This is a genomic window from Mycobacterium sp., assembly GCF_052144515.1.
In the GTDB taxonomy this organism is placed as follows: Bacteria; Actinomycetota; Actinomycetes; order Mycobacteriales; family Mycobacteriaceae; genus Mycobacterium.
Genome location: NZ_JBKQQD010000378.1, coordinates 1 through 18,639, shown reverse-complemented (window position 1 = coordinate 18,639; position 18,639 = coordinate 1). Strand labels below are relative to the sequence as shown.

The following is an 18,639-nucleotide window of genomic DNA, read 5'->3' as shown; positions in this document are numbered from 1 at the left end:
GACAACATATTCGGGCTTTGGCCGTGACCGAGAAAGGGCGCACGCCCGTCGAGGTGGAGCCGATCGCTCGCGTGCTGCCGATGCTGTCGGTGCCGCACCTGGATCGCGAGTTCGACTACCTGGTGTCCGCCGAGCAGTCCGACGACGCTCAGCCGGGGGTGCGGGTGCGGGTGCGGTTTCACGGCCGGCTCGTCGACGGGTTCATCCTGGAGCGCCGCAACGACACCGATCACACCGGAAAGCTGGGCTGGCTCGATCGTGTGGTGTCCGCCGAGCCGGTACTCACCGCGGAAACCCGCCGACTGGTCGACGCGGTGGCGGCGCGCTACGCCGGCACCCGGCCGGAGGTGTTGCGGCTGGCGATGCCGGCCCGACACGCCAGGGTCGAGCGCGAACCCGCGCCAGCGCAGGGTCCGCTGACCCAGCTGGTTCCTACGCCGGTCGACCCGTCGGGCTGGGAGGTTTACGGCCGTCGTGGGGAACAGTTCTTGGCCGCTCTGTCCGAGTCGCGTGCCGCCCGCGCCGTATGGCAGGCGCTGCCGGGCGAGCCGTGGGCGGACCGATTCGCCGAGGCCGCGGCGCAGACCGTCCGTGCGGGGCGCACGGCGCTGGCCATCGTGCCCGACCAGCGCGACCTGGACACGCTGTGGGCGGCGGCGACGACCCGCATCGACGAACACAGTGTGGTGGCACTCTCGGCCGGACTGGGGCCGGCCGCCCGCTACCGGCGCTGGCTGGCGGCGCTGCGCGGCAGCGCGCGACTGGTGATCGGCACCCGCAGCGCGGTGTTCGCTCCGCTGAGCGACCTGGGGCTGGTCATGGTGTGGGCCGACTCCGACGACACCCTGGTCGAGCCGCGGGCGCCGTATTCGCATGCCCGCGAGGTGGCGATGCTGCGCGCGCATCAGGCGCGGTGCGCCGCGCTGATCGGCGGCTACTCCCGAACCGCCGAAGCCCAGGCGTTGGTGCGTAGCGGGTGGGCGCACGATGTGGTGGCGGCGCGGCCGGTGGTTCGCGCCCGTACCCCGCGGGTGGTGGCCCTGGACGACAGCGGATACGCGGAGGAGCGCGACCCGGCGGCCCGCACCGCGCGCCTTCCGTCCATCGCGCTGCGGGCCGCCCGCTCCGCGCTCGAGGCTGGAGCGCCGGTGCTGGTGCAGGTGCCGCGGCGCGGGTACGTGCCGTCACTGGCCTGCGGTCGCTGCCGCAGCATCGCCCGTTGCCGGCACTGCACGGGACCCTTGTCACTAACCGGGTCGCTGCCAGAGGGCGCCGGCCGGGGGCCGGAAACAGGAGCGGTGTGCCGGTGGTGCGGTCGCGCCGAACCAGTGCTGCGCTGCGCGCGCTGCGGATCGGAGGCGGTGCGCGCGGTCGTGGTAGGGGCCCGGCGCACCGCCGAGGAACTCGGCCGGGCGTTTCCGGGCACGCCGGTGGTCACCTCGGCGGGTGATGCCATCGTCGCGGAGGTCGACGCCCGGGCGGCCCTGGTTGTCGCGACCCCGGGGGCCGAACCGCACGCTTCGGGCGGGTATGGCGCGGCGCTGCTGCTGGACACCTGGGCGCTGCTGGGCCGACAGGACCTGCGCGCCGCCGAGGACGCCTTGTGGCGCTGGATGTCCGCGGCCGCACTGGTGCGGGCCCGGGGCGAGGGCGGCGTGGTGACGATCGTTGCCGATGCGTCCATCCCGACGGTGCAGTCGTTGATCCGCTGGGATCCGGTCGGCCACGCGGAGGCTGACCTGGCGGCCCGCACCGAGGTCGGCCTGCCGCCCAGTGTGCACATGGCGGCCGTGGATGGCTCTGCCGAGGCGGTGACGGCGTTGCTCGAAGAGGCCCAGTTGCCCGAGCACGCCGACGTGCTCGGCCCGGTGGACCTGCCGCCGGGCGTGCGCCGCCCGGCGGGCATCCCGGTCGGCGTGCCAGTCATCAGGATGCTGGTGCGGGTCCGGCGCGAGCATGGCCTTGCCTTGGCGGCGGCGCTACGCCGCGGCGTGGGGGTGCTCAGCACCCGGCAAACCCACGAGCCGGCGCGGGTACAGATCGACCCGCTGCATGTCGGCTAGCGCGCTAGATGACCTCGCCGTTGGCCCCGGGCTTGCCAAGGATGCCGGCGATGCCGCCGATACCCGCAACGCCGCCGGTCCCGACGTCCCCACCGTTCCCGCCGTTGCCGAGCAGTTGGGCCGAGCCGCCGTTGCCGCCCGAGGGTTTGGTGCCGGTTCCTGAGTACGACGCGGTGGCCGTCCCGCCGTCACCGCCGTTGCCGAAGAAAAACCCGCCCCTGCCGCCGACGCCGCCGGTGCCGGTGTTTCCGCCGCCGGTTTGGTCGCCGCCGGCGCCGCCATTGCCGATCCCCAGCGCGTAGCCGCCGGCGCCGCCGGTGCCGCTGCCGACGGACCCACCGTCGCCGGCGTTGCCGAGCCCCAGGACGTAGCCGCCGGCGCCGCCGGTGCCGCTGCCCACGACGGACCCGCCGTTGCCCGCGTTGCCGAAGTGTCCGGCGTCGCCGCCGACGCCGCCCGTGCCGTTGTGCTCGACGGACCCGCCGTCGGCGCCGCTACCGGTGATAAGGCCGCCACTGCCGCCGGCACCACCCTTGGCCCCTGTGGCACCGGTAGCCTCGCCGCCCTCGGCCCCGTTACCAAACGCTGCGGAGTTGCCGCCGGCGCCCCAATTGAAGCCGATGCTGCCGGTCCCGCCGTTGCCGATGAACGACGCACTCCCGCCGGCGCCGCCATTGCCGGCCGAGGCCGTAGCGCCGCCTGCCCCGCCGTTCCCGCCGTTCCCGCCGTTGCCGTATATCCACCCGCCGACGCCTCCGGCGCCCCCGTTGCCGCCCGCGGTTGTCCCGCCAGGGCTGGCCCCGCCGTTACCGCCGTTGCCGCCTTTACCGAAGAACCCGGCGTTGCCGCCGTTGCCGCCGGCGAGGCCGTTGGCCGTGGTTTGCGAGTAACCGTTGCCGCCGTTGCCGTACAGCCAGCCTCCGTTACCGCCGTTGGGAAACGTTGCCGTCCCATTGGCGCCGTTACCGACCAATGGGCGCCCCGATATCGCCAGGACGGGTTTATTGATGGCGTTGACCGCGGTTTGCTCGGCGTTGGTGGCCTCGGTCTGGGCGTACTGCGCCGCGCCGCCGTGTAGCAGTTGCACGAATTGCTGATGGAACGACGCCGCTTGGGCGCTCAACGACTGGTAGGCCTGCGCGTGAGCGCCGAACAGCGACGAGATAGCGGCGGAGGCTTCGTCCGCGCCGGCGGCCAGCACGTTCGAAGTGGGTAGCGCCGCTAGGGCATTGGCGTGGCTGATCGTCTCCCCGATTTGCGCCAGATCCGTTGCCGCTGCGGACACGAACTCCGGCGCCGCGATCAGATACGACATCTACTGCCCTCCTCAGACACATCACACCCGATGCAGCGAACGTCCCTACGAAACCGTAAGCCAGGGGGATGCTAACGCGACTTGCAGGGTGGTCTCTACATTTCCGTGAAACTCGCTGTGCGCTCGGCAACAATGAGTCAAATGCATTGCGCCAGGGAACATATCGGCCCAACGCAATACCAACGGGAGCTTAAAATCTGCGTGCCGGGTAAATATTATGCGGTCACCCCGGTGGGGCCAGTCGGCGAGGCTTCGCCAAGCTTGCCCCAGGGGTGCGCCGCTCGGTGTGCGGGTAGTTAGCGCCCGGTGGCGGGCTAGGTGATCTCGCCGTTGGTGCCGGACTTGCCAATGATGCCGCCGATGCCGCCGGCGCCCGGGTTGCCGCCGAGCCCGACGTTGCCGCCGTCGCCCCCACGGCCGATGAGGGTGGCGATGCCGCCATTGCCGCCCGAGGGTTTGGTGCCGGTTCCGGACCAGGTTGCGGTGGCCGATCCGCCGTCGCCACCGTTGCCCGCAAACAGCCCGCCGTTGCCGCCAAGGCCGCCGGCGCCGGTGTTTCCACCGCCGATTTGGTCGCCGCCGGCGCCGCCATTGCCCAGCCAACCGACCGCGCCGCCGGCGCCGCCGGTACCGGTACCGACGTCGCCGCCGTTGCCACCTTCGCCAACGAGGGCGAAGCCGCCGGCGCCGCCGGTGCCGGTGCCCTCGACAGCGCCGCCGACGCCCCCATTGCCATAGAAAACGCCGCCGCCGCCGCCGGTGCCGCCGGTGCCGCTGTTGGCTACGGCCCCGCCGGCGCCGCCGTTACCGACCCACACCCCGCCCGCACCGCCGGCACCGCCCTTAGCGCCGGTAGTCGCTTCACCGACGCCGCCCTGGCCCCCGGTACCAAATAGCCCGGCATTGCCGCCGGCACCACCGGTGGCACCGGCGCCGCCTTCCCCGCCGTTGCCGAACAGGTTATTGATCCCCTGGCTGCCGTAAAGCTGGCCCACCAGCAGCCCTCCGGCGTTGCCGCCGGCACCGCCAGTTCCGGCCGAGGCCGTAGCGCCGCCTGCCCCGCCGTTGCCGCCGTTGCCGCCGTTGCCGGTCAGCCACCCCCCGTTGCCGCCCTTGCCCCCGTTGCCGCCCGCGATTGCCCCGCCAGGGCTGGCCCCGCCGTTGCCGCCGTTGCCGCCCTCGCCGAACAACCCGGCATTGCCGCCCGTGCCGCCGGCGAGGCCGTTGGCGGTGGTTTGCGAGTAACCGTTGCCGCCGTTGCCGAAAAGCAGGCCGCCGTTACCGCCGTTGGGGTCCGCCGCCGTGCCGTTGGCGCCGTTGCCGATCAGCGGACGCCCGGTGGCAGCCTCGACGGGTTTGTTGATCACGCTCAGCGCGGTTTTCTGGGCGTTCGCCGCCTCAGTCTGGGCATACTCGGCCGCGCCGCCGTGGAGCAGCTGCACGAATTGCTGATGGAACGACGCCGCTTGGGCGCTCAACGCCTGGTAGGCCTGAGCGTGGGCGCCGAACAGTGACGAAATAGCCGCCGAGACCTCATCTGCGCCGGCAGCCAGCACGCTCGAAGTGGGCGACGCCGCTGTTGCGTTGGCTTGGCTGATCGTCTCCCCGATGTTCGCGAGATCCGTTGCCGCCGCCGACACGAACTCTGGCGCCGCGATCAGATACGACATTTACCGTCCTCCTCAGACACATCACACCCGACGCAGCGAACATACCCACGAAACCGTAGGACAGGGGGGATGCTAACGCGACTTGCAGGGTGGCCTCTACATTTCGGTGAAACTCGCTGTGCGCTCGGCAACAATGCGTCAAATGCGTTGCGCCAGGGAACATATCGCCCCAACGCAATACCAACGAGAGCTTAAAATCTCCTGGGAGGCAAATATGTGCCTCCCGCCGGTGCGCGTGCCCGAACTCTTTGGTGAACAAAGAGCGCCATCGCGGCAAACTGCTGCCAAACTGCGGTTGTCGTGTTGCCCTGCATGGCGCGCCCTTTTCTCGACCCCCGAATATCGCTGGCGGATGACGGGATTGGACTCGGCTCGGGTCCGATCATGCCCTATAGCGATAGTATGCATAGGAAATTAGAGCCTGTTACACTCGTGTCTTCAGCCTGCGACGGTCCCGTGGGAGCGGCCCGGAAAAAGGGGGGACAGTGGCAACCGAAAGCGCGACGGCGGCAGGCGAATCGCTGGATGCGATCACCGACGCGTTGCTGACGGCGTCCCGGCTGCTGGTGGCCATATCGGCTCGCTCAATCTCGCAGGTCGACGACACCATCACCATTCCGCAGTTTCGGACACTGGTGATCTTGTCCAACCGGGGCTCGATCAACCTGGCCACGCTGGCAAGCCTGTTGGGTGTGCAACCCTCGGCCACCGGCCGGATGGTCGACCGACTCGTGACCGCCGGGCTGATCGACCGGCTGCCGCACCCCACCTCGAGGCGCGAACTGCTCGCCGCGCTGACCAAGCGTGGACGAGAAGTTGTCCGGCGCGTCACCGAGCACCGGCGTACCGAGATCGCCGGCATCGTGGAAAAGATGCCGCCGGCCGAACGTCACGGGCTGGTGCGGGCGCTGACGGCGTTCACCGCCGCCGGTGGCGAGCCCGACGTCAGCCTTGACGTCGGCATATAGGCCGTACGTACTCGGAAGAAAAAACCCTGAGTCCCTGAGTCCGGCACCGAGCCACAGGCGCCGGACTCAGGGTGGTCGGTGATCACCGCTCGGTTGCGGTGACGAGCAGGTACTCCCATTCCATGACACCGTCGGCCAGATACTGGCGAGCGGGCCATCACCTCCCCGGCCATCTGGGCGTAGTCGCGCAGCGCCCAGATCGCGCGGTGCGTCGCCGCGAGCGGTTGGTCGTCGGGAACGGTGATGTCGAGGGTCATCGGAACTTCTGGGAACGAGGGGGCGCCAGAGCGTGCCTTCTAGAAACAGTATGTATTAGAAATAGTAAATGCCTACTACATCTTCGGTGGGCCTGCGCCACACTTCCTAGACTGAGCCGGTGCGCCTCGTCTTCGCCGGCACCCCCGAACCCGCGCTGCCCGCGCTGCGCAGCCTCATCGACTCGCCGCGGCATGACGTGGTCGCGGTGCTGACCCGACCCGACGCGGCCGCCGGCCGGCGGGGCAAGCCGGCGCCGTCACCGGTGGCCCGTGAGGCGCTCGACCGCGGCATTCCGGTGTTGCGGCCGTCGCGGCCGAATTCGCCGGAGTTCGTCGACGAACTCGCGGAGCTGGCGCCCGAGTGTTGCGCGGTGGTGGCCTACGGGGCACTGCTCGGGGACGGCCTGCTCGCGGTGCCTGCCCACGGCTGGATCAACTTGCACTTCTCGCTATTGCCCGCGTGGCGCGGCGCGGCACCGGTACAGGCCGCCATCGCCGCGGGGGACACCGTCACCGGGGCGACCACGTTCGAAATCGAAAAAAGCCTGGACTCCGGACCGGTCTACGGTGTCGTCACCGAGACGATCCGGCCGACGGATACCGCCGCGGATCTGCTTGAGCGACTGGCTCTTTCGGGTGCCGTACTGCTGTCGGCCACACTGGACGGCATCGCCGACGCGACGCTGACACCGCGCCCGCAGCCAACCGAGGGCGTCAGCACGGCGCCGAAGATCACCGTCGAGCAGGCCCGGGTACGGTGGGAGCTGCCGGCGTCGGTCGTCGAGCGCCGGATCCGCGCCGTCACTCCCAACCCGGGTGCCTGGACGGCCATCGGTGACCTGCGGCTCAAACTCGGACCGGTGCACCTCGACCAGTCACCGAAACCCTTGCCGCCCGGTGGTATTCACGTCGACCGCAAAAGTGTGTGGATCGGCACCGGCTCAGATCCGGTGCGGCTGGGCCAGATTCAGCCGCCCGGAAAGAAACTCATGGACGCCGCCGACTGGGCCCGCGGCGCCCGGCTCGACCCAGCGGTACGCGCGTCATGACCGCGTCCCGGCCGCAAAACCGGAGGAAAGGGCCGCGCCGCAAACCACTGGATCCGGCGCGCGGCGCCGCGTTCGAGGTGCTTCGGGCGGTCAGCGAGCGCGAGGCGTACGCGAACCTGGCGCTGCCCGCAGTGCTGCGGCGACGCGGTATCACCGGCCGCGACGCCGCATTCGCCACCGAGCTGACCTACGGCACCTGCCGCACCCTAGGCCTGCTCGACGCGGTCATCGGCGCGGCCGCTGGACGCTCACCGGAAGCAATCGATCCGGTGCTGCTCGATCTGCTCCGCCTCGGCACCTACCAACTGCTGCGCACCCGGGTCGGCGCACACGCCGCAGTGTCCACCACCGTTGAACAGGCAGGTATCGAATTCGACTCGGCGCGAGCGGGTTTCGTCAACGGCGTGTTGCGCACCATCGCCGGGCGTGACGAGCAGTCCTGGGTCGCCGAGCTCGCTCCCGATGCGTCGGCCGATCCGATCGGGCATGCCGCGTTCGTGCACGCCCACCCACGCTGGATCGCCCAGTCCTTCGCCGACGCGCTGGGCGCGGGGGCAGGAGAACTCGACGCGGCATTGGCAAGCGACAACGAACGGCCGCATGTGCATTTGGCGGCCCGCCCGGACCAACTCAGCGCCGCGGAACTAGCCGCTATGGTGCACGGCACCGTCGGCCGCTACTCGCCGTACGCCGTCTACCTGCGTGGTGGCGACCCCGGACAGCTGGCCCCGGTGCGCGACGGACAGGCTCTGGTCCAGGACGAGGGCAGCCAGTTGGTGGCCCGGGCGCTGACGCTGGCACCTGTCGACGGCGACACCGGACGCTGGCTGGACCTGTGCGCCGGGCCCGGCGGCAAGACTGCGCTGCTGGCCGCTGTGCTGTTAAGCCAAGGCCTTGGACCCCTGGCCCGGGTCACGGCGGTCGAGCCGGCGCCGCATCGCGCGGACCTGGTGGCGCAGAACACCTCCGGGCTGCCGGTGGAGGTGCTGCGGGCCGACGGGCGGCAGACCGGTCTCGAGGCGGGCTTCGACCGGGTGCTCGTCGACGTGCCCTGCACCGGGCTGGGCGCATTGCGCCGCCGGCCCGAGGCGCGCTGGCGGCGTCAGCCGGCCGACGTGCCGCAGTTGGCCAGGCTGCAGCGTGAGCTGCTGGCCGCCGCGATCGCGCTGACCCGGCCCGGCGGCGTGGTGCTCTATGCGACCTGCTCGCCGCACCTGGCCGAAACCTCGGGCGTGGTCGCTGATGCGCTGCGCCGCCATCCGGTGTGCGCGCTGGACACCCGGCCGCTGTTCGAACCGGTCGACGAGGGTAGTGGGGGCGGCCCTTCGATGAACTCTGTGCAGCTCTGGCCGCACCGGCACGGCACCGACGCGATGTTCGCCGCCGCGCTGCGGCGCGTGACGTGAGGCCTCGCGCCGATCTCAGCGCCGATCTCAGTAGTGTGGCGCTCATGCCTCGCAGCACAGGAACTTCGATGGGGCCCCTGATAGCACCGTCGCTCCTGGCCGCCGATTTCGCCCGGCTCGCCGACGAAGCGGCGGCCGTCGAAGGCGCCGACTGGCTGCACGTCGACGTGATGGACGGCCACTTCGTTCCCAATCTGACGATCGGGCTGCCGGTGGTGGAAAGCCTGCTAACCCACACTGACATCCCGTTGGATTGCCATTTGATGATCGACAACCCGGACCGGTGGGCGCCTCCGTACGCCGAAGCGGGCGCCTACAACGTCACCTTTCACGCCGAGGCCACCGACAACCCGATCGCGGTGGCCCGCGACATCCGCGCCGCCGGCGCCAGAGCCGGGATCAGCATCAAACCGAAGACCCCGCTGGATCCCTATCTAGAGATCCTGCGGCACTTCGATACCTTCCTCGTCATGTCGGTCGAGCCCGGCTTCGGCGGCCAGGACTTCATCCCCGACGTGCTGGGCAAGGTGCGTGCGGTTCGCAAGTTGGTCGATTCGGGCGAGCTGACCATCCTGGTCGAGATCGACGGCGGCATCAACGCGGACACGATCGAGCAGGCCGCCGAGGCCGGCGTGGACTGCTTCGTCGCCGGCTCGGCGGTGTACGGCGCCGACGACCCCGAGGCCGCCATAGAGGCGCTACGTCGACAGGCAGCCGCCGCGTCACCGCATCTACGCGGATGAGCGGCCGCCTATGACCGTTGAACAGGTCAACAGCATCGACGCGGCGATGCGCCTCGCCATCGAGCACTCCTACCAGGTCAAGGGCACCACATACCCGAACCCTCCGGTTGGGGCCGTCATTGTGGACCCCGAAGGCCGGGTTGTCGGCGTCGGCGCCACCCAGCCCGCCGGCGGCGACCACGCCGAGGTGGTGGCGTTGCGCCGGGCGGGTGGCCTGGCGGCCGGCGGCATCGCGGTGGTCACCCTCGAGCCGTGCAACCACTACGGTAAGACCCCGCCCTGCGTGAACGCGCTGATCGAGTCCCGGGTCGGAACGGTGATCTACGCCGTCACCGATCCGAACGGGTTCGCAGGCGGCGGCGCGGGCCGGCTGCAGGCGGCAGGCGTGCAGGTGCGGTCGGGCGTGCTGGCCGATCAGGTGGCCGCCGGGCCGCTGCGGGAGTGGCTGCACAAGCAGCGGACCGGGCTGCCGCACGTGACATGGAAGTACGCCAGCAGCGTTGATGGCCGCAGCGCCGCGGCCGACGGCTCCAGTCAGTGGATCTCCAGCGAGGCCGCACGCGCGGACCTGCATCGTCGCCGTGCGGCCGCCGATGCGATCGTGGTCGGCACCGGCACCGTGCTGGCCGACGATCCGGCCTTGACCGCCCGGTTGCCGGACGGTTCGCTGGCCGACAAACAACCGCTGCGCGTGGTGGTGGGCATGCGTGAAATACCTCCCGAGGCAAAGGTTCTCAACGACGATTCGCGCACCATGGTGATTCGCACCCACGATCCCGCCGAGGTGATCAAGGCGCTGTCGGATCGCACCGACGTGCTAATCGAGGGCGGCCCCACCCTCGCCGGGGCCTTCCTGCGGGCCGGCGCGATCAACCGGATCTTGGCTTACGTCGCGCCGATCCTGCTGGGTGGCCCCGTCGCCGCCGTCCACGATGTCGGGGTGTCCAGCATCACGCAAGCGTTGCGCTGGCAATTCGACGGCGTCGAACGGGTCGGCCCGGATCTGGTGCTGAGCCTGGTGTCGCGTTAGGGGTTCACGGCTTGGGGCGCTGTGTTTGCTGCGGCCTGCTGCTCGGGGATTTCGGGTTCGTCTGGCTCGGCGGCGTGGTGGTTCCGGCCACCGAGCAACAGGCCCAGCAGCGCACCGATCACACAGATGAACACGGTGACCGCGAAGATGCCGCCGTACATCTCCGCGAACGCGTCCAGATACATGTCTTTCTGGCGGAGCAGGCGCTCTAAGAGGCTCGCGTTGGGTGGGATTTCCGCGGACTTTCTCGCGACGATGTGGTTGAACTCGTAGAGGCCCCAGGCGCTGAGCGCGGCCACCCCGATCAACATGCCGGTCATCCGGGCCACCACCACGGCCGCCGAGGCGATGCCATGCTGCGCCGCGGGGACCACCCGCAGGGCGGCCGCCGACAGTGGGCCGATCACCAGGCCGAGCCCGATACCCGCCACCAGCAGGTCCGTGTGCACGGCAGGCACGCTGAACAGCCCGAAGATGTTGTGCCGATGGCTTATCAGATCGGCCCGCCAGTAGTGGATCAGCCAGTAACCACCGGCGGCGATGAGCAGCCCGACGAACGTCACCGCGCGGTCCCCGACGCGGGTGGCGATCCATCCGCCCAGCACGGCGCCGATCGGCAGGGCGATCAGGAACCACAGCAGCAACCCGGCCGCCTGGTTCTGGTCCATCTGCAGCACGCCCTGACCGAAAAGTTCCACATTGACCAGCGTCACCATCAGCGCCGCGCCGGCGCACACCGACGCCCCCAGCGCGGACAGGAACGGCACGAAACGCACCCCGGCCGGATTGATCAGCCGGGTGCGCGAGAAACGCTCCCAAAGTAAAAACGCCACCCCGGCAACGACCGCCCCGATCACCAACGGCGGCCCGTAGCTCGGCAGCACCTGCTTGCCGTCGGGATTGGGGTTGTACAGCCCAACCACGGCGAGGCCCAAAGCGACCGCCAGCAGCACACCACCGACCAAGTCGATCTTCTCCGGTTCGGCGCTGCGATCGTGCGCCGGCAGGCTGAACTGGATCATCGCCATGGCGATCAGCGTCAACGGGACGTTGATCCAGAAGACGTCGCGCCAGTCGTGGAACAGCCACACGATGAAGATTCCGTACAGCGGGCCCAGCACGCTGCCGAGTTCCTGCGCAGCGCCGATACCGCCGAGCACGCCGGCGCGGTTGCGCTGCGCCCATAGGTCCGCGCCCAGGGCGAGCGTTACCGGAAGCAGGGCGCCGCTGGCCACGCCCTGGATGGTGCGGCCGATGATCAGCGCGTGGAAAGCCGTGTTGGGGTCGTCGCCGAACAGGTTCCACTGGCCGATTTGCACGGACAGCGCGGTGACCACCGAGCCGACGATGAACAGGGCCAGGCTGGCCTGTAGCACCAGCTTGCGGCCGAACCGGTCGGACGCGCGGCCCAGCAACGGCATCGCGGCGATGTAGCCCAGCAGGTACATCGTGACGATCCAGGTGATGCGCTGCAGCTTGTTAATAGGAATGCCGACATCGGTCATGATGTCGCGCATGATGGTGACCACGACATAGGCGTCCAGCGCACCCAGCAATACCGCGAGGCTTCCCGCGGTGATGGCGACCCGGCGTCCTGACTGTGTGCTCATCAGCTCACCTGAGGCTTGGTGACCTGCACCGGCTGGTTCCAATTCGACAACGTCATCTGGACGGAATTGCCCGGACTGCGATCCAACTTGGCCTGTACCAGCTGATGATCGCCGGTCTCCTGAATCCAGACGGTGGTCGGCGCCGGCTTACCCGCACTGAGTTGCGACGCAATCTTATTCACGGCATCCGCGGGGACATTTCCGCTGATGCGGATGGTGCTCTGCCCGTTGATGGTGTCGCGCCCTTCGGCCTTGGCGTCGGTGAGATTCGCCAGCAAGTTGGCCACGCCGGCGTACGGGTTCAGGATCGTCGAGACGTCGTAGATGTCGGCGGCCTTGCCGAAATCGCTCCATTTGTTCGGGGTGAGCGTGGCGTACAGCTCGCCGTCCACGACGACGAAATTGGCGTCGACCTCAGAGCCCCCCATTGTCAGCTGCACATCGCCCGATGCGGCGGTGGCCGGGGCGGTGGTGAGATCGCCGGTCAGCGTCTTGATGGGTAGCCCGGGAACCTTGCCGATCACCGACAGCACCAGGTGCGCGCTCTTCAGATTCTTGGTGACATCGGCGGACTGCTTGACCAACGTCGTCGCGTCCGGGAGAGGCGCGCTGCTCTGCGTGGAGCCCGACGAGCATCCGGTGATCAGGGCGGCAGCGAGGCTCACGGCGGCGAGGATGGCAAATAATCGGCGGCGGGTCTGCATAGTCTGCATCGTAGAGGGTGCTCGTGACCAGGCCGGTGAACCAACGGGGTGCGTGAGCCGCGCAACGGTCATTAACCTGGTGCAATGTTCACGGGAATTGTCGAGGAACTCGGAGAGGTCACCGGCCGCGAACCGCTCGCCGACGCCGCACGCCTGGTCATTCGGGGACCCGTCGTCACCGCCGACGCCGGCCACGGCGATTCGATCGCCGTCAATGGTGTGTGCCTGACCGTCGTGGAGGTGCTGCCCGGCGGCCAATTCAGCGCCGATGTGATGGCCGAGACGCTCAACCGGTCCAACCTGGGCGCGCTGCGCGTCGGAAGCCCGGTGAACCTGGAGCGCGCCGCGGCCCTCAACAGCCGGCTCGGCGGGCACATCGTGCAGGGGCATGTGGACGGCACCGGCGAGGTCGTGACCCGCACACCGTCCGAGCACTGGGAGGTGGTGCGGATCGAGGTGCCCGCGGCGGTGGCCCGCTACGTCGTCGAGAAGGGCTCGATCACCGTCGATGGGATTTCGTTGACGGTTTCCGGCCTCGGCGCCGAACCACGGGACTGGTTCGAGGTCTCTCTCATCCCGACGACCCGGGAACTCACCACCCTCGGCGGCGCTCCGGTCGGGACGAACGTGAACCTCGAGGTCGACGTGATCGCCAAGTATGTTGAGCGGTTACTGGAGACCGCGCCCACCAGGCATCCGACGCGTTAGCTGGGTGAACTGTCCCACTCAATAAGCCGTGGCAATAACCGGCGCGGCGCGGTGGTTCATACTGGATGTCACACGTGGGGCTTCTCGTGTGAGCTGGTCTGACAGCAAGGTAGCGACGATGACGAGGTTGGACTCCGTCGAGCGGGCGGTTGCCGACATCGCGGCGGGCAAGGCCGTCGTCGTCATCGACGACGAGGAGCGCGAGAACGAGGGCGATCTGATCTTCGCCGCCGAAAAGGCAACGCCGGAGATGGTGGCCTTCATGGTTCGCTACACCTCGGGATACCTGTGTGTGCCACTGGACGGCGCGATCTGCGACCGGCTGGGCCTGCTGCCGATGTACGCGGTCAACCAGGACAAGCACGGCACCGCCTATACGGTGACCGTCGACGCGAAAAAAGGCGTGGGAACCGGGATTTCCGCGTCCGACCGGGCCACCACCATGCGACTGCTGGCTGATCCCACCAGTGTCGCCGACGATTTCACCCGCCCCGGTCACGTGGTTCCGTTGCGCGCCAAGGACGGTGGCGTGTTGCGCCGGCCCGGTCACACCGAGGCCGCCGTCGACCTGGCCCGGATGGCCGGGTTGCAACCCGCGGGCGCGATCTGCGAGATCGTCAGCCAGAAGGACGAAGGGGCGATGGCCCAGACCGACGAGCTGCGGGTCTTCGCCGACGAGCACGGTCTCGCACTGATCACCATCGCCGACATCATCGAATGGCGGCGCAAGCACGAGAAGCACATCGAGCGGGTCGCCGAGGCACGGATCCCGACCCGTCATGGCGAGTTTCGCGCCATCGGCTACACCAGCATCTACGAGGACGTCGAACATGTGGCGCTGGTTCGCGGCGAGATCGCCGAGCCGAACGCCGACGGAGACGACGTATTGGTCCGCGTGCACTCCGAGTGCCTCACCGGCGACGTGTTCGGCTCACGCCGTTGCGACTGCGGGCCCCAGCTGGATGCCGCGATGGCGATGGTCGCCCGGGAGGGCCGTGGCGTGGTGCTGTACATGCGCGGCCACGAGGGCCGCGGCATCGGGCTGCTGCACAAGCTGCAGGCCTACCAGCTGCAGGACGCCGGCGCCGACACCGTGGACGCCAACCTCAAGCTCGGATTGCCCGCCGACGCAAGGGATTACGGAATCGGCGCGCAGATCCTCGTCGACCTCGGGGTGCGCTCGATGCGGCTGCTGACCAACAACCCGGCCAAGCGGGTCGGGCTGGACGGGTACGGATTGCACATCATCGAGCGGGTGCCGCTGCCGGTGCGGGCCAACGCGGAGAACATCCGCTACCTGATGACCAAACGCGACAGGATGGGCCACGACCTGGCCGGACTGGACGATTTTCACGAATCTGTCTATCTGCCAGGAGAATTCGGCGGTGCTTTGTGAGCGGTGGCGCCGGCGTGCCGGACGTTCCGGCGCTGGATGCCTCCGGTTTGCGGCTCGGTATCGTCGCCAGCACCTGGCACGGTCAGATCTGTGACGCGTTGCTGACCGGCGCCTGCAAATTGGCCGCCGAGTCGGGTATCGACGACCCGACGGTGGTCCGCGTGCTCGGCGCGATCGAGATCCCGTTGGTGGCGCAGGAACTCGCCCGCAACCACGACGCCGTCGTCGCCCTGGGAGTCGTGATCCGTGGTGAAACACCACATTTCGAGTATGTCTGCGATTCCGTGACGCAGGGCCTGACCCGGGTTGCCCTGGACGCCTCGACTCCGGTTGCCAACGGGGTACTGACCTGCAACACCGAGGAGCAGGCGCTGGCCCGGGCCGGGCTTCCGACGTCGGTCGAGGACAAGGGAGCCCAGGCGACCGCGGCGGGCCTGACCGCCGCGCTGACGTTGCGTGACCTGCGCGCTCGGTCGTGACTGCGGTGTCACAACGCGAGGTTTGGGACGTTGAACTGCGCCCGCATCTGACACCGCTATTTGCCTACGGTGCAGCATTTCTGATCGCGGCAGTGCACATCGTGGCGGGCCTGCTGCTCAAGAAGCAGTCCAGTGGAGTGATCTTCCAGACCGCCGACCAGGTCGCGCTGGCCCTGCTCGGTCTGGTCATCGCCGGTGCCGTGTTGTTGTTCGCGCGGCCGCGACTGCGAGTGGGCCCGCCCGGGCTTTTGGTACGTAACCTGTTGGGCGACAAGCTTATCCCGTGGTCCGACACGGTCGGTGTGTCGTTTCCGGCCGGCAGCCGCTGGGCGCGCGTCGACTTGCCCGACGACGAGTACTTTCCGGTGATGGCGATCCAGGCCGTCGACAAGGAGCGCGCCGTGGCGGCGATGGACGCCGTGCGCAGGCTGGTGAAGGTTTATCGGCCCGACCTGGCGACCGGGATGTGATCATGGGTCAGGCCGCTTAACGCCGGTTATCCACAACCTGCGACCTGCCAAAAAGTATTGAGTCAGTGGAGCAATGCTGCGCTCGAACACATATTCGAATCTTGGTATGCATCGCGGGAGACGCGAGAGTCGACGGCGCTGCTGGCGCGGGTACGCGACGCCAGGCGGGCGGAGGCTCAGGCGGCCGCCGAGCGGCTGATCGCAATCGGTGAGTTGTTCGTGCTGCGCTGTCGCGATTCCGGCGAACGGGAGGAGTGGGCAACGGACACGTGGGAGGCGGTCGCCGCGCAGATTGCCGCAGCGTTGTGCTGCAGCGTGGCTATGGGTTCGAGCTACCTGCATTACGCGATGGCGATGCGCCAGCGACTGCCGGAGGTGGGCAAGGCGTTCCAGGCCGGGGACATCGACTATCGGTCGTTCCAAACGATCGTGTTCCGCACCGAATTGATCACCGACGCCGACGCGCTGGCGAAGGTGGACGCGCGGCTAGCGGTGCTGTTGTCGCGGTACCCCTCGATCACCCGTGGCGGGCTCTCGGCGGCGGTGGACCAAGTCGTGGCGAACGTCGACCCCGACGCGGTGCGCCGGGCGGCGAAGGCGGCCAGCGATCGGTTTGTCGATGTCGTCGACGACTCGGGCATGGCCTGGGTAACGGGAAACGTGGTGGCCACCGCGGGCCGGGCCTTTGACCGCCGGCTCGACGAGTTGGCGGCCACGGTGTGCGACGCCGATCCACGCACCCATAAGCAGCGTCGCGCCGATGCGGTGGGCGCGCTGGCCGCTGGGGCCGACCGCCTCGTGTGTGGCTGCCGATCCGGCGACTGCAGCGCCGCGGCGCCCTCAGGCGCGTCAAACGTCGTAATCCATGTGATCGCCGAGCAGTCCAGCGTCGATGGCACCGGCACCGCGCCGGGGGTGCTGCCCGGCGCCGACGGACTCATCCCGGCCGAGCTGGTCGCCGAGTTGGGCAAGACCGCGCGGCTGCAGCCACTGATCCTGCCGATCGATGCGCCCGAGCCCGGGTATGTCCCCTCGGCCCAACTGGCGGATTTCGTGCGCTGCCGGGACTTGACCTGCCGGGCCCCCTGGCTGTGACCGGCCGGCGGTCTACTGCGATGTGGACCATACCGTCGCGTACGCCGCCGGCGGCCACACCCACCCGTCCAATCTGAAATGCCTATGCCGGCTTCATTATTTGCTCAAGACATTTTGGGGCTGGCGCGACAAGCAGCTGCCCGATGGGACGGTAACTCATGCAAGATACCCCCCGGGGCCCATACAGGTCATGGCCGGTGAGTCGACTGAGACCTCGCGCCGAAGCGCCAGGCATTGGTAGCTGCCCAACTTGTCGGTACCAGCACGCGCGGCACGTATGGCAGGCCCCTTAAGCAGCTTGCGGAATCGTTTGGCCGCCGCTGTGTTTCGATGCGGAAACGCAATTCGCGGCTCCGGCTCGCAGTAAGATTTTTTTCGCTGCCACAGGACAGGAGAGGGTTAGATGTCGTTTGTGATCGTGGCGCCGGAGATGGTGACGGCGGTGGCAACAGATTTGGGGAGCATCGGCGCGACGGTCAGCGCGGCCAACGCGGAGGCGGCAGCGCCCACGACGGCGGTGCTGACGGCGGCTGATGATGAGGTGTCGGCGGCGGTTGCGGCGCTGTTTTCTCAGTACGGCTCGGAATTTCACGCGCTAAGCGCCCAGCTCGCGAAGTTTCACTCCCAGTTTGTGCAGACCCTCGACTCGGCCGCGGGCGCCTATGCCAGCACCGAGGCCGCCAACGTCCGGCAGGGCCTGCTCACAGTGCAGAATGGCTTTGGCCCCGTCGCCCGGCCGATTCAACGCATCGAAAACCAGCTAACTGGCGCTGTTTCTCAGCGTAGTCAGCGGTTGCTGCCCCGAGCCCTTATCGTCGGCCTCCCCGGGGTTCGCACGCTCTTCCCTCAGATCACCAAGTTCGGCAGTACCGGCCCGAATTCCAACGCGCCGGGCCACCCGGTAGCCACCAGGCTGGTGGTCTACCAAAACGCCGGGGGCCAAAAGGTGACACTCTCAGTGGACCTTTACCCAAGCCACCAGAGCGCGCTAACGGCCTTTGACGTCGCTAAACAACAGAGCGCCGCCGTCCCGGGATTTAGTCCCCTGCCGTCACCGAACGTGGGCCAGGAGTCGTTCGCCGGCTCAGTGACGCAGGGCACAGAAGTTCACGTCGGAATGGGCGTTCTGAACGGGCGAGAAGTGATAGGCGCTACTACGGCGGACTTCCCTTCCGACACGGAAACGATCGACAACCTAACCACTCTCACGCGCCTGCAAGTTTTCAAAGCTTCCATTTTGAACTTTCCGTGCTTCCCGGGTCCGCTGAGCCACCCCTGGCAAGGTGTGTCAGCCGGTGTAGACACCGTGGGGATTTCGCGCCGGTCCTGACCGCTGGCGGCGTTGATGAGCAGGTGTTCATGTTGTCCACCAACTTGGGATGGGAGCGCGCGAGCTTGGCCAATTCGATTTGGGCACAGACCATCCCGGCATAGATGATGGCGTTGTTCATGTCGTCGGCGTCATCGGCGAACTGCAGCGAATCGTCAATCTCTAATCGGTGCCATCATTTGGTGAAAACGTTCGAGGGCTGGCGCGACAAGCAGCTGCCCGACGGCACGGAAATTCTTGCAACATACCCCCTGCTGATGCGTGCGAGTAGTCAGGTGGGCTAATCAGCCTTCGTCACGTGCACGTGGTACGCGAAGGAGCGACGTTGTCGGGAAAGCCCTTCAGC

At 68.4% G+C, this 18,639-nt stretch carries 15 protein-coding genes and 1 pseudogene; 12 read left to right on the top strand and 4 right to left on the bottom strand.

Annotation, left to right across the window (positions count from 1 at the left end; genetic code table 11):
• The first annotated feature begins 80 nt into the window (after window positions 1-80).
• Complete coding sequence (locus ACLP9N_RS24920; protein ID WP_442409937.1) at window positions 81-2,063, top strand: primosomal protein N'; 1,983 nt, start codon at window positions 81-83, stop codon at window positions 2,061-2,063.
• 4 nt (window positions 2,064-2,067) lie between these two features.
• On the opposite strand, the gene ACLP9N_RS24915 is transcribed toward ACLP9N_RS24920, so the two are convergent.
• Together ACLP9N_RS24915 and ACLP9N_RS24910 are read right to left on the bottom strand one after the other, a co-directional pair.
• Complete coding sequence (locus ACLP9N_RS24915; RefSeq protein ID WP_442409876.1) at window positions 2,068-3,378, bottom strand: PE family protein; 1,311 nt, start codon at window positions 3,376-3,378, stop codon at window positions 2,068-2,070.
• 314 nt (window positions 3,379-3,692) lie between these two features.
• Complete coding sequence (locus tag ACLP9N_RS24910) at window positions 3,693-5,048, bottom strand: PE family protein (protein WP_442409875.1); 1,356 nt, start codon at window positions 5,046-5,048, stop codon at window positions 3,693-3,695.
• A gap of 485 nt (window positions 5,049-5,533) precedes the next feature.
• On the opposite strand from ACLP9N_RS24910, the gene ACLP9N_RS24905 reads away from it, so the two are divergent.
• The 5 genes from ACLP9N_RS24905 (at window position 5,534) to ribD (ending at window position 10,501) form a co-directional block, all read left to right on the top strand.
• On the top strand, window positions 5,534-6,016 hold the full coding sequence (locus ACLP9N_RS24905) for a MarR family transcriptional regulator (protein ID WP_442409874.1): 483 nt from the start codon (window positions 5,534-5,536) through the stop codon (window positions 6,014-6,016).
• Window positions 6,017-6,392: 376 nt separating this feature from the next.
• Window positions 6,393-7,322 (top strand): methionyl-tRNA formyltransferase, encoded by a 930-nt coding sequence (fmt, locus tag ACLP9N_RS24900; protein ID WP_442409873.1) that lies wholly within the window; start codon window positions 6,393-6,395, stop codon window positions 7,320-7,322.
• Complete coding sequence (locus ACLP9N_RS24895) at window positions 7,319-8,728, top strand: RsmB/NOP family class I SAM-dependent RNA methyltransferase (protein ID WP_442409872.1); 1,410 nt, start codon at window positions 7,319-7,321, stop codon at window positions 8,726-8,728. The genes fmt and ACLP9N_RS24895 overlap by 4 nt, the downstream gene beginning before the upstream one ends.
• 35 nt (window positions 8,729-8,763) lie before the next feature.
• On the top strand, window positions 8,764-9,471 hold the full coding sequence (gene rpe / locus ACLP9N_RS24890) for a ribulose-phosphate 3-epimerase (RefSeq protein WP_442409936.1): 708 nt from the start codon (window positions 8,764-8,766) through the stop codon (window positions 9,469-9,471).
• 10 nt (window positions 9,472-9,481) lie between these two features.
• Entirely contained in the window at window positions 9,482-10,501 is a 1,020-nt protein-coding gene (gene ribD / locus ACLP9N_RS24885) for a bifunctional diaminohydroxyphosphoribosylaminopyrimidine deaminase/5-amino-6-(5-phosphoribosylamino)uracil reductase RibD (RefSeq protein ID WP_442409871.1), read from the top strand.
• On the opposite strand, the gene ACLP9N_RS24880 is transcribed toward ribD, so the two are convergent.
• Window positions 10,498-12,111 carry an MFS transporter gene (locus ACLP9N_RS24880; RefSeq protein WP_442409870.1) on the bottom strand — a complete coding sequence of 538 codons (1,614 nt, stop codon included), beginning with the start codon at window positions 12,109-12,111 and terminating at the stop codon, window positions 10,498-10,500. The genes ribD and ACLP9N_RS24880 overlap by 4 nt on opposite strands.
• Window positions 12,111-12,815 carry an LppX_LprAFG lipoprotein gene (locus ACLP9N_RS24875; RefSeq protein WP_442409869.1) on the bottom strand — a complete coding sequence of 235 codons (705 nt, stop codon included), beginning with the start codon at window positions 12,813-12,815 and terminating at the stop codon, window positions 12,111-12,113. The genes ACLP9N_RS24880 and ACLP9N_RS24875 overlap by 1 nt, the downstream gene beginning before the upstream one ends.
• 84 nt (window positions 12,816-12,899) lie before the next feature.
• On the opposite strand from ACLP9N_RS24875, the gene ACLP9N_RS24870 reads away from it, so the two are divergent.
• The 6 genes and pseudogenes from ACLP9N_RS24870 to ACLP9N_RS24845 all read left to right on the top strand — a co-directional run bounded on the left by ACLP9N_RS24870 (window position 12,900) and on the right by ACLP9N_RS24845 (window position 18,293).
• Window positions 12,900-13,523, top strand: coding sequence for a riboflavin synthase (locus ACLP9N_RS24870; protein ID WP_442409868.1), 624 nt, complete (start codon window positions 12,900-12,902; stop codon window positions 13,521-13,523).
• Between the two features lie 118 nt (window positions 13,524-13,641).
• A complete protein-coding gene (locus tag ACLP9N_RS24865; protein ID WP_442409867.1) occupies window positions 13,642-14,919 on the top strand; it encodes a bifunctional 3,4-dihydroxy-2-butanone-4-phosphate synthase/GTP cyclohydrolase II in 1,278 nt (425 codons plus the stop codon).
• Entirely contained in the window at window positions 14,916-15,398 is a 483-nt protein-coding gene (gene ribH / locus ACLP9N_RS24860) for a 6,7-dimethyl-8-ribityllumazine synthase (RefSeq protein ID WP_442409866.1), read from the top strand. Before ACLP9N_RS24865 ends, ribH begins: the two co-directional genes overlap by 4 nt.
• 5 nt (window positions 15,399-15,403) lie before the next feature.
• Entirely contained in the window at window positions 15,404-15,868 is a 465-nt protein-coding gene (locus ACLP9N_RS24855) for a PH domain-containing protein (protein ID WP_442409935.1), read from the top strand.
• Window positions 15,869-15,958: 90 nt separating this feature from the next.
• A pseudogene (locus ACLP9N_RS24850) lies at window positions 15,959-17,117 on the top strand (HNH endonuclease signature motif containing protein); the annotation flags it as partial.
• Window positions 17,118-17,366: 249 nt separating this feature from the next.
• Window positions 17,367-18,293, top strand: a complete 927-nt coding sequence (locus tag ACLP9N_RS24845) for a PE family protein (protein WP_442409865.1) — start codon at window positions 17,367-17,369, stop codon at window positions 18,291-18,293.
• Window positions 18,294-18,639: the final 346 nt, after the last annotated feature.

Excerpts from the sequence above, each read along its gene's own strand:
- ACLP9N_RS24880 (WP_442409870.1), bottom strand. The coding sequence starts at position 12,111 with ATGAGCACACAGTCAGGACGCCGGGTCGCCATCACCGCGGGAAGCCTC.
- ACLP9N_RS24920 (WP_442409937.1), top strand. The coding sequence starts at position 81 with ATGCTGTCGGTGCCGCACCTGGATCGCGAGTTCGACTACCTGGTGTCC.
- ACLP9N_RS24895 (WP_442409872.1), top strand. The coding sequence starts at position 7,319 with ATGACCGCGTCCCGGCCGCAAAACCGGAGGAAAGGGCCGCGCCGCAAA.
- ACLP9N_RS24870 (WP_442409868.1), top strand. The coding sequence starts at position 12,900 with ATGTTCACGGGAATTGTCGAGGAACTCGGAGAGGTCACCGGCCGCGAA.
- ACLP9N_RS24865 (WP_442409867.1), top strand. The coding sequence starts at position 13,642 with ATGACGAGGTTGGACTCCGTCGAGCGGGCGGTTGCCGACATCGCGGCG.
- ACLP9N_RS24915 (WP_442409876.1), bottom strand. The coding sequence starts at position 3,378 with ATGTCGTATCTGATCGCGGCGCCGGAGTTCGTGTCCGCAGCGGCAACG.
- ACLP9N_RS24910 (WP_442409875.1), bottom strand. The coding sequence starts at position 5,048 with ATGTCGTATCTGATCGCGGCGCCAGAGTTCGTGTCGGCGGCGGCAACG.
- ACLP9N_RS24875 (WP_442409869.1), bottom strand. The coding sequence starts at position 12,815 with ATGCAGACCCGCCGCCGATTATTTGCCATCCTCGCCGCCGTGAGCCTC.
- ribD (WP_442409871.1), top strand. The coding sequence starts at position 9,482 with ATGACCGTTGAACAGGTCAACAGCATCGACGCGGCGATGCGCCTCGCC.
- ACLP9N_RS24845 (WP_442409865.1), top strand. The coding sequence starts at position 17,367 with ATGTCGTTTGTGATCGTGGCGCCGGAGATGGTGACGGCGGTGGCAACA.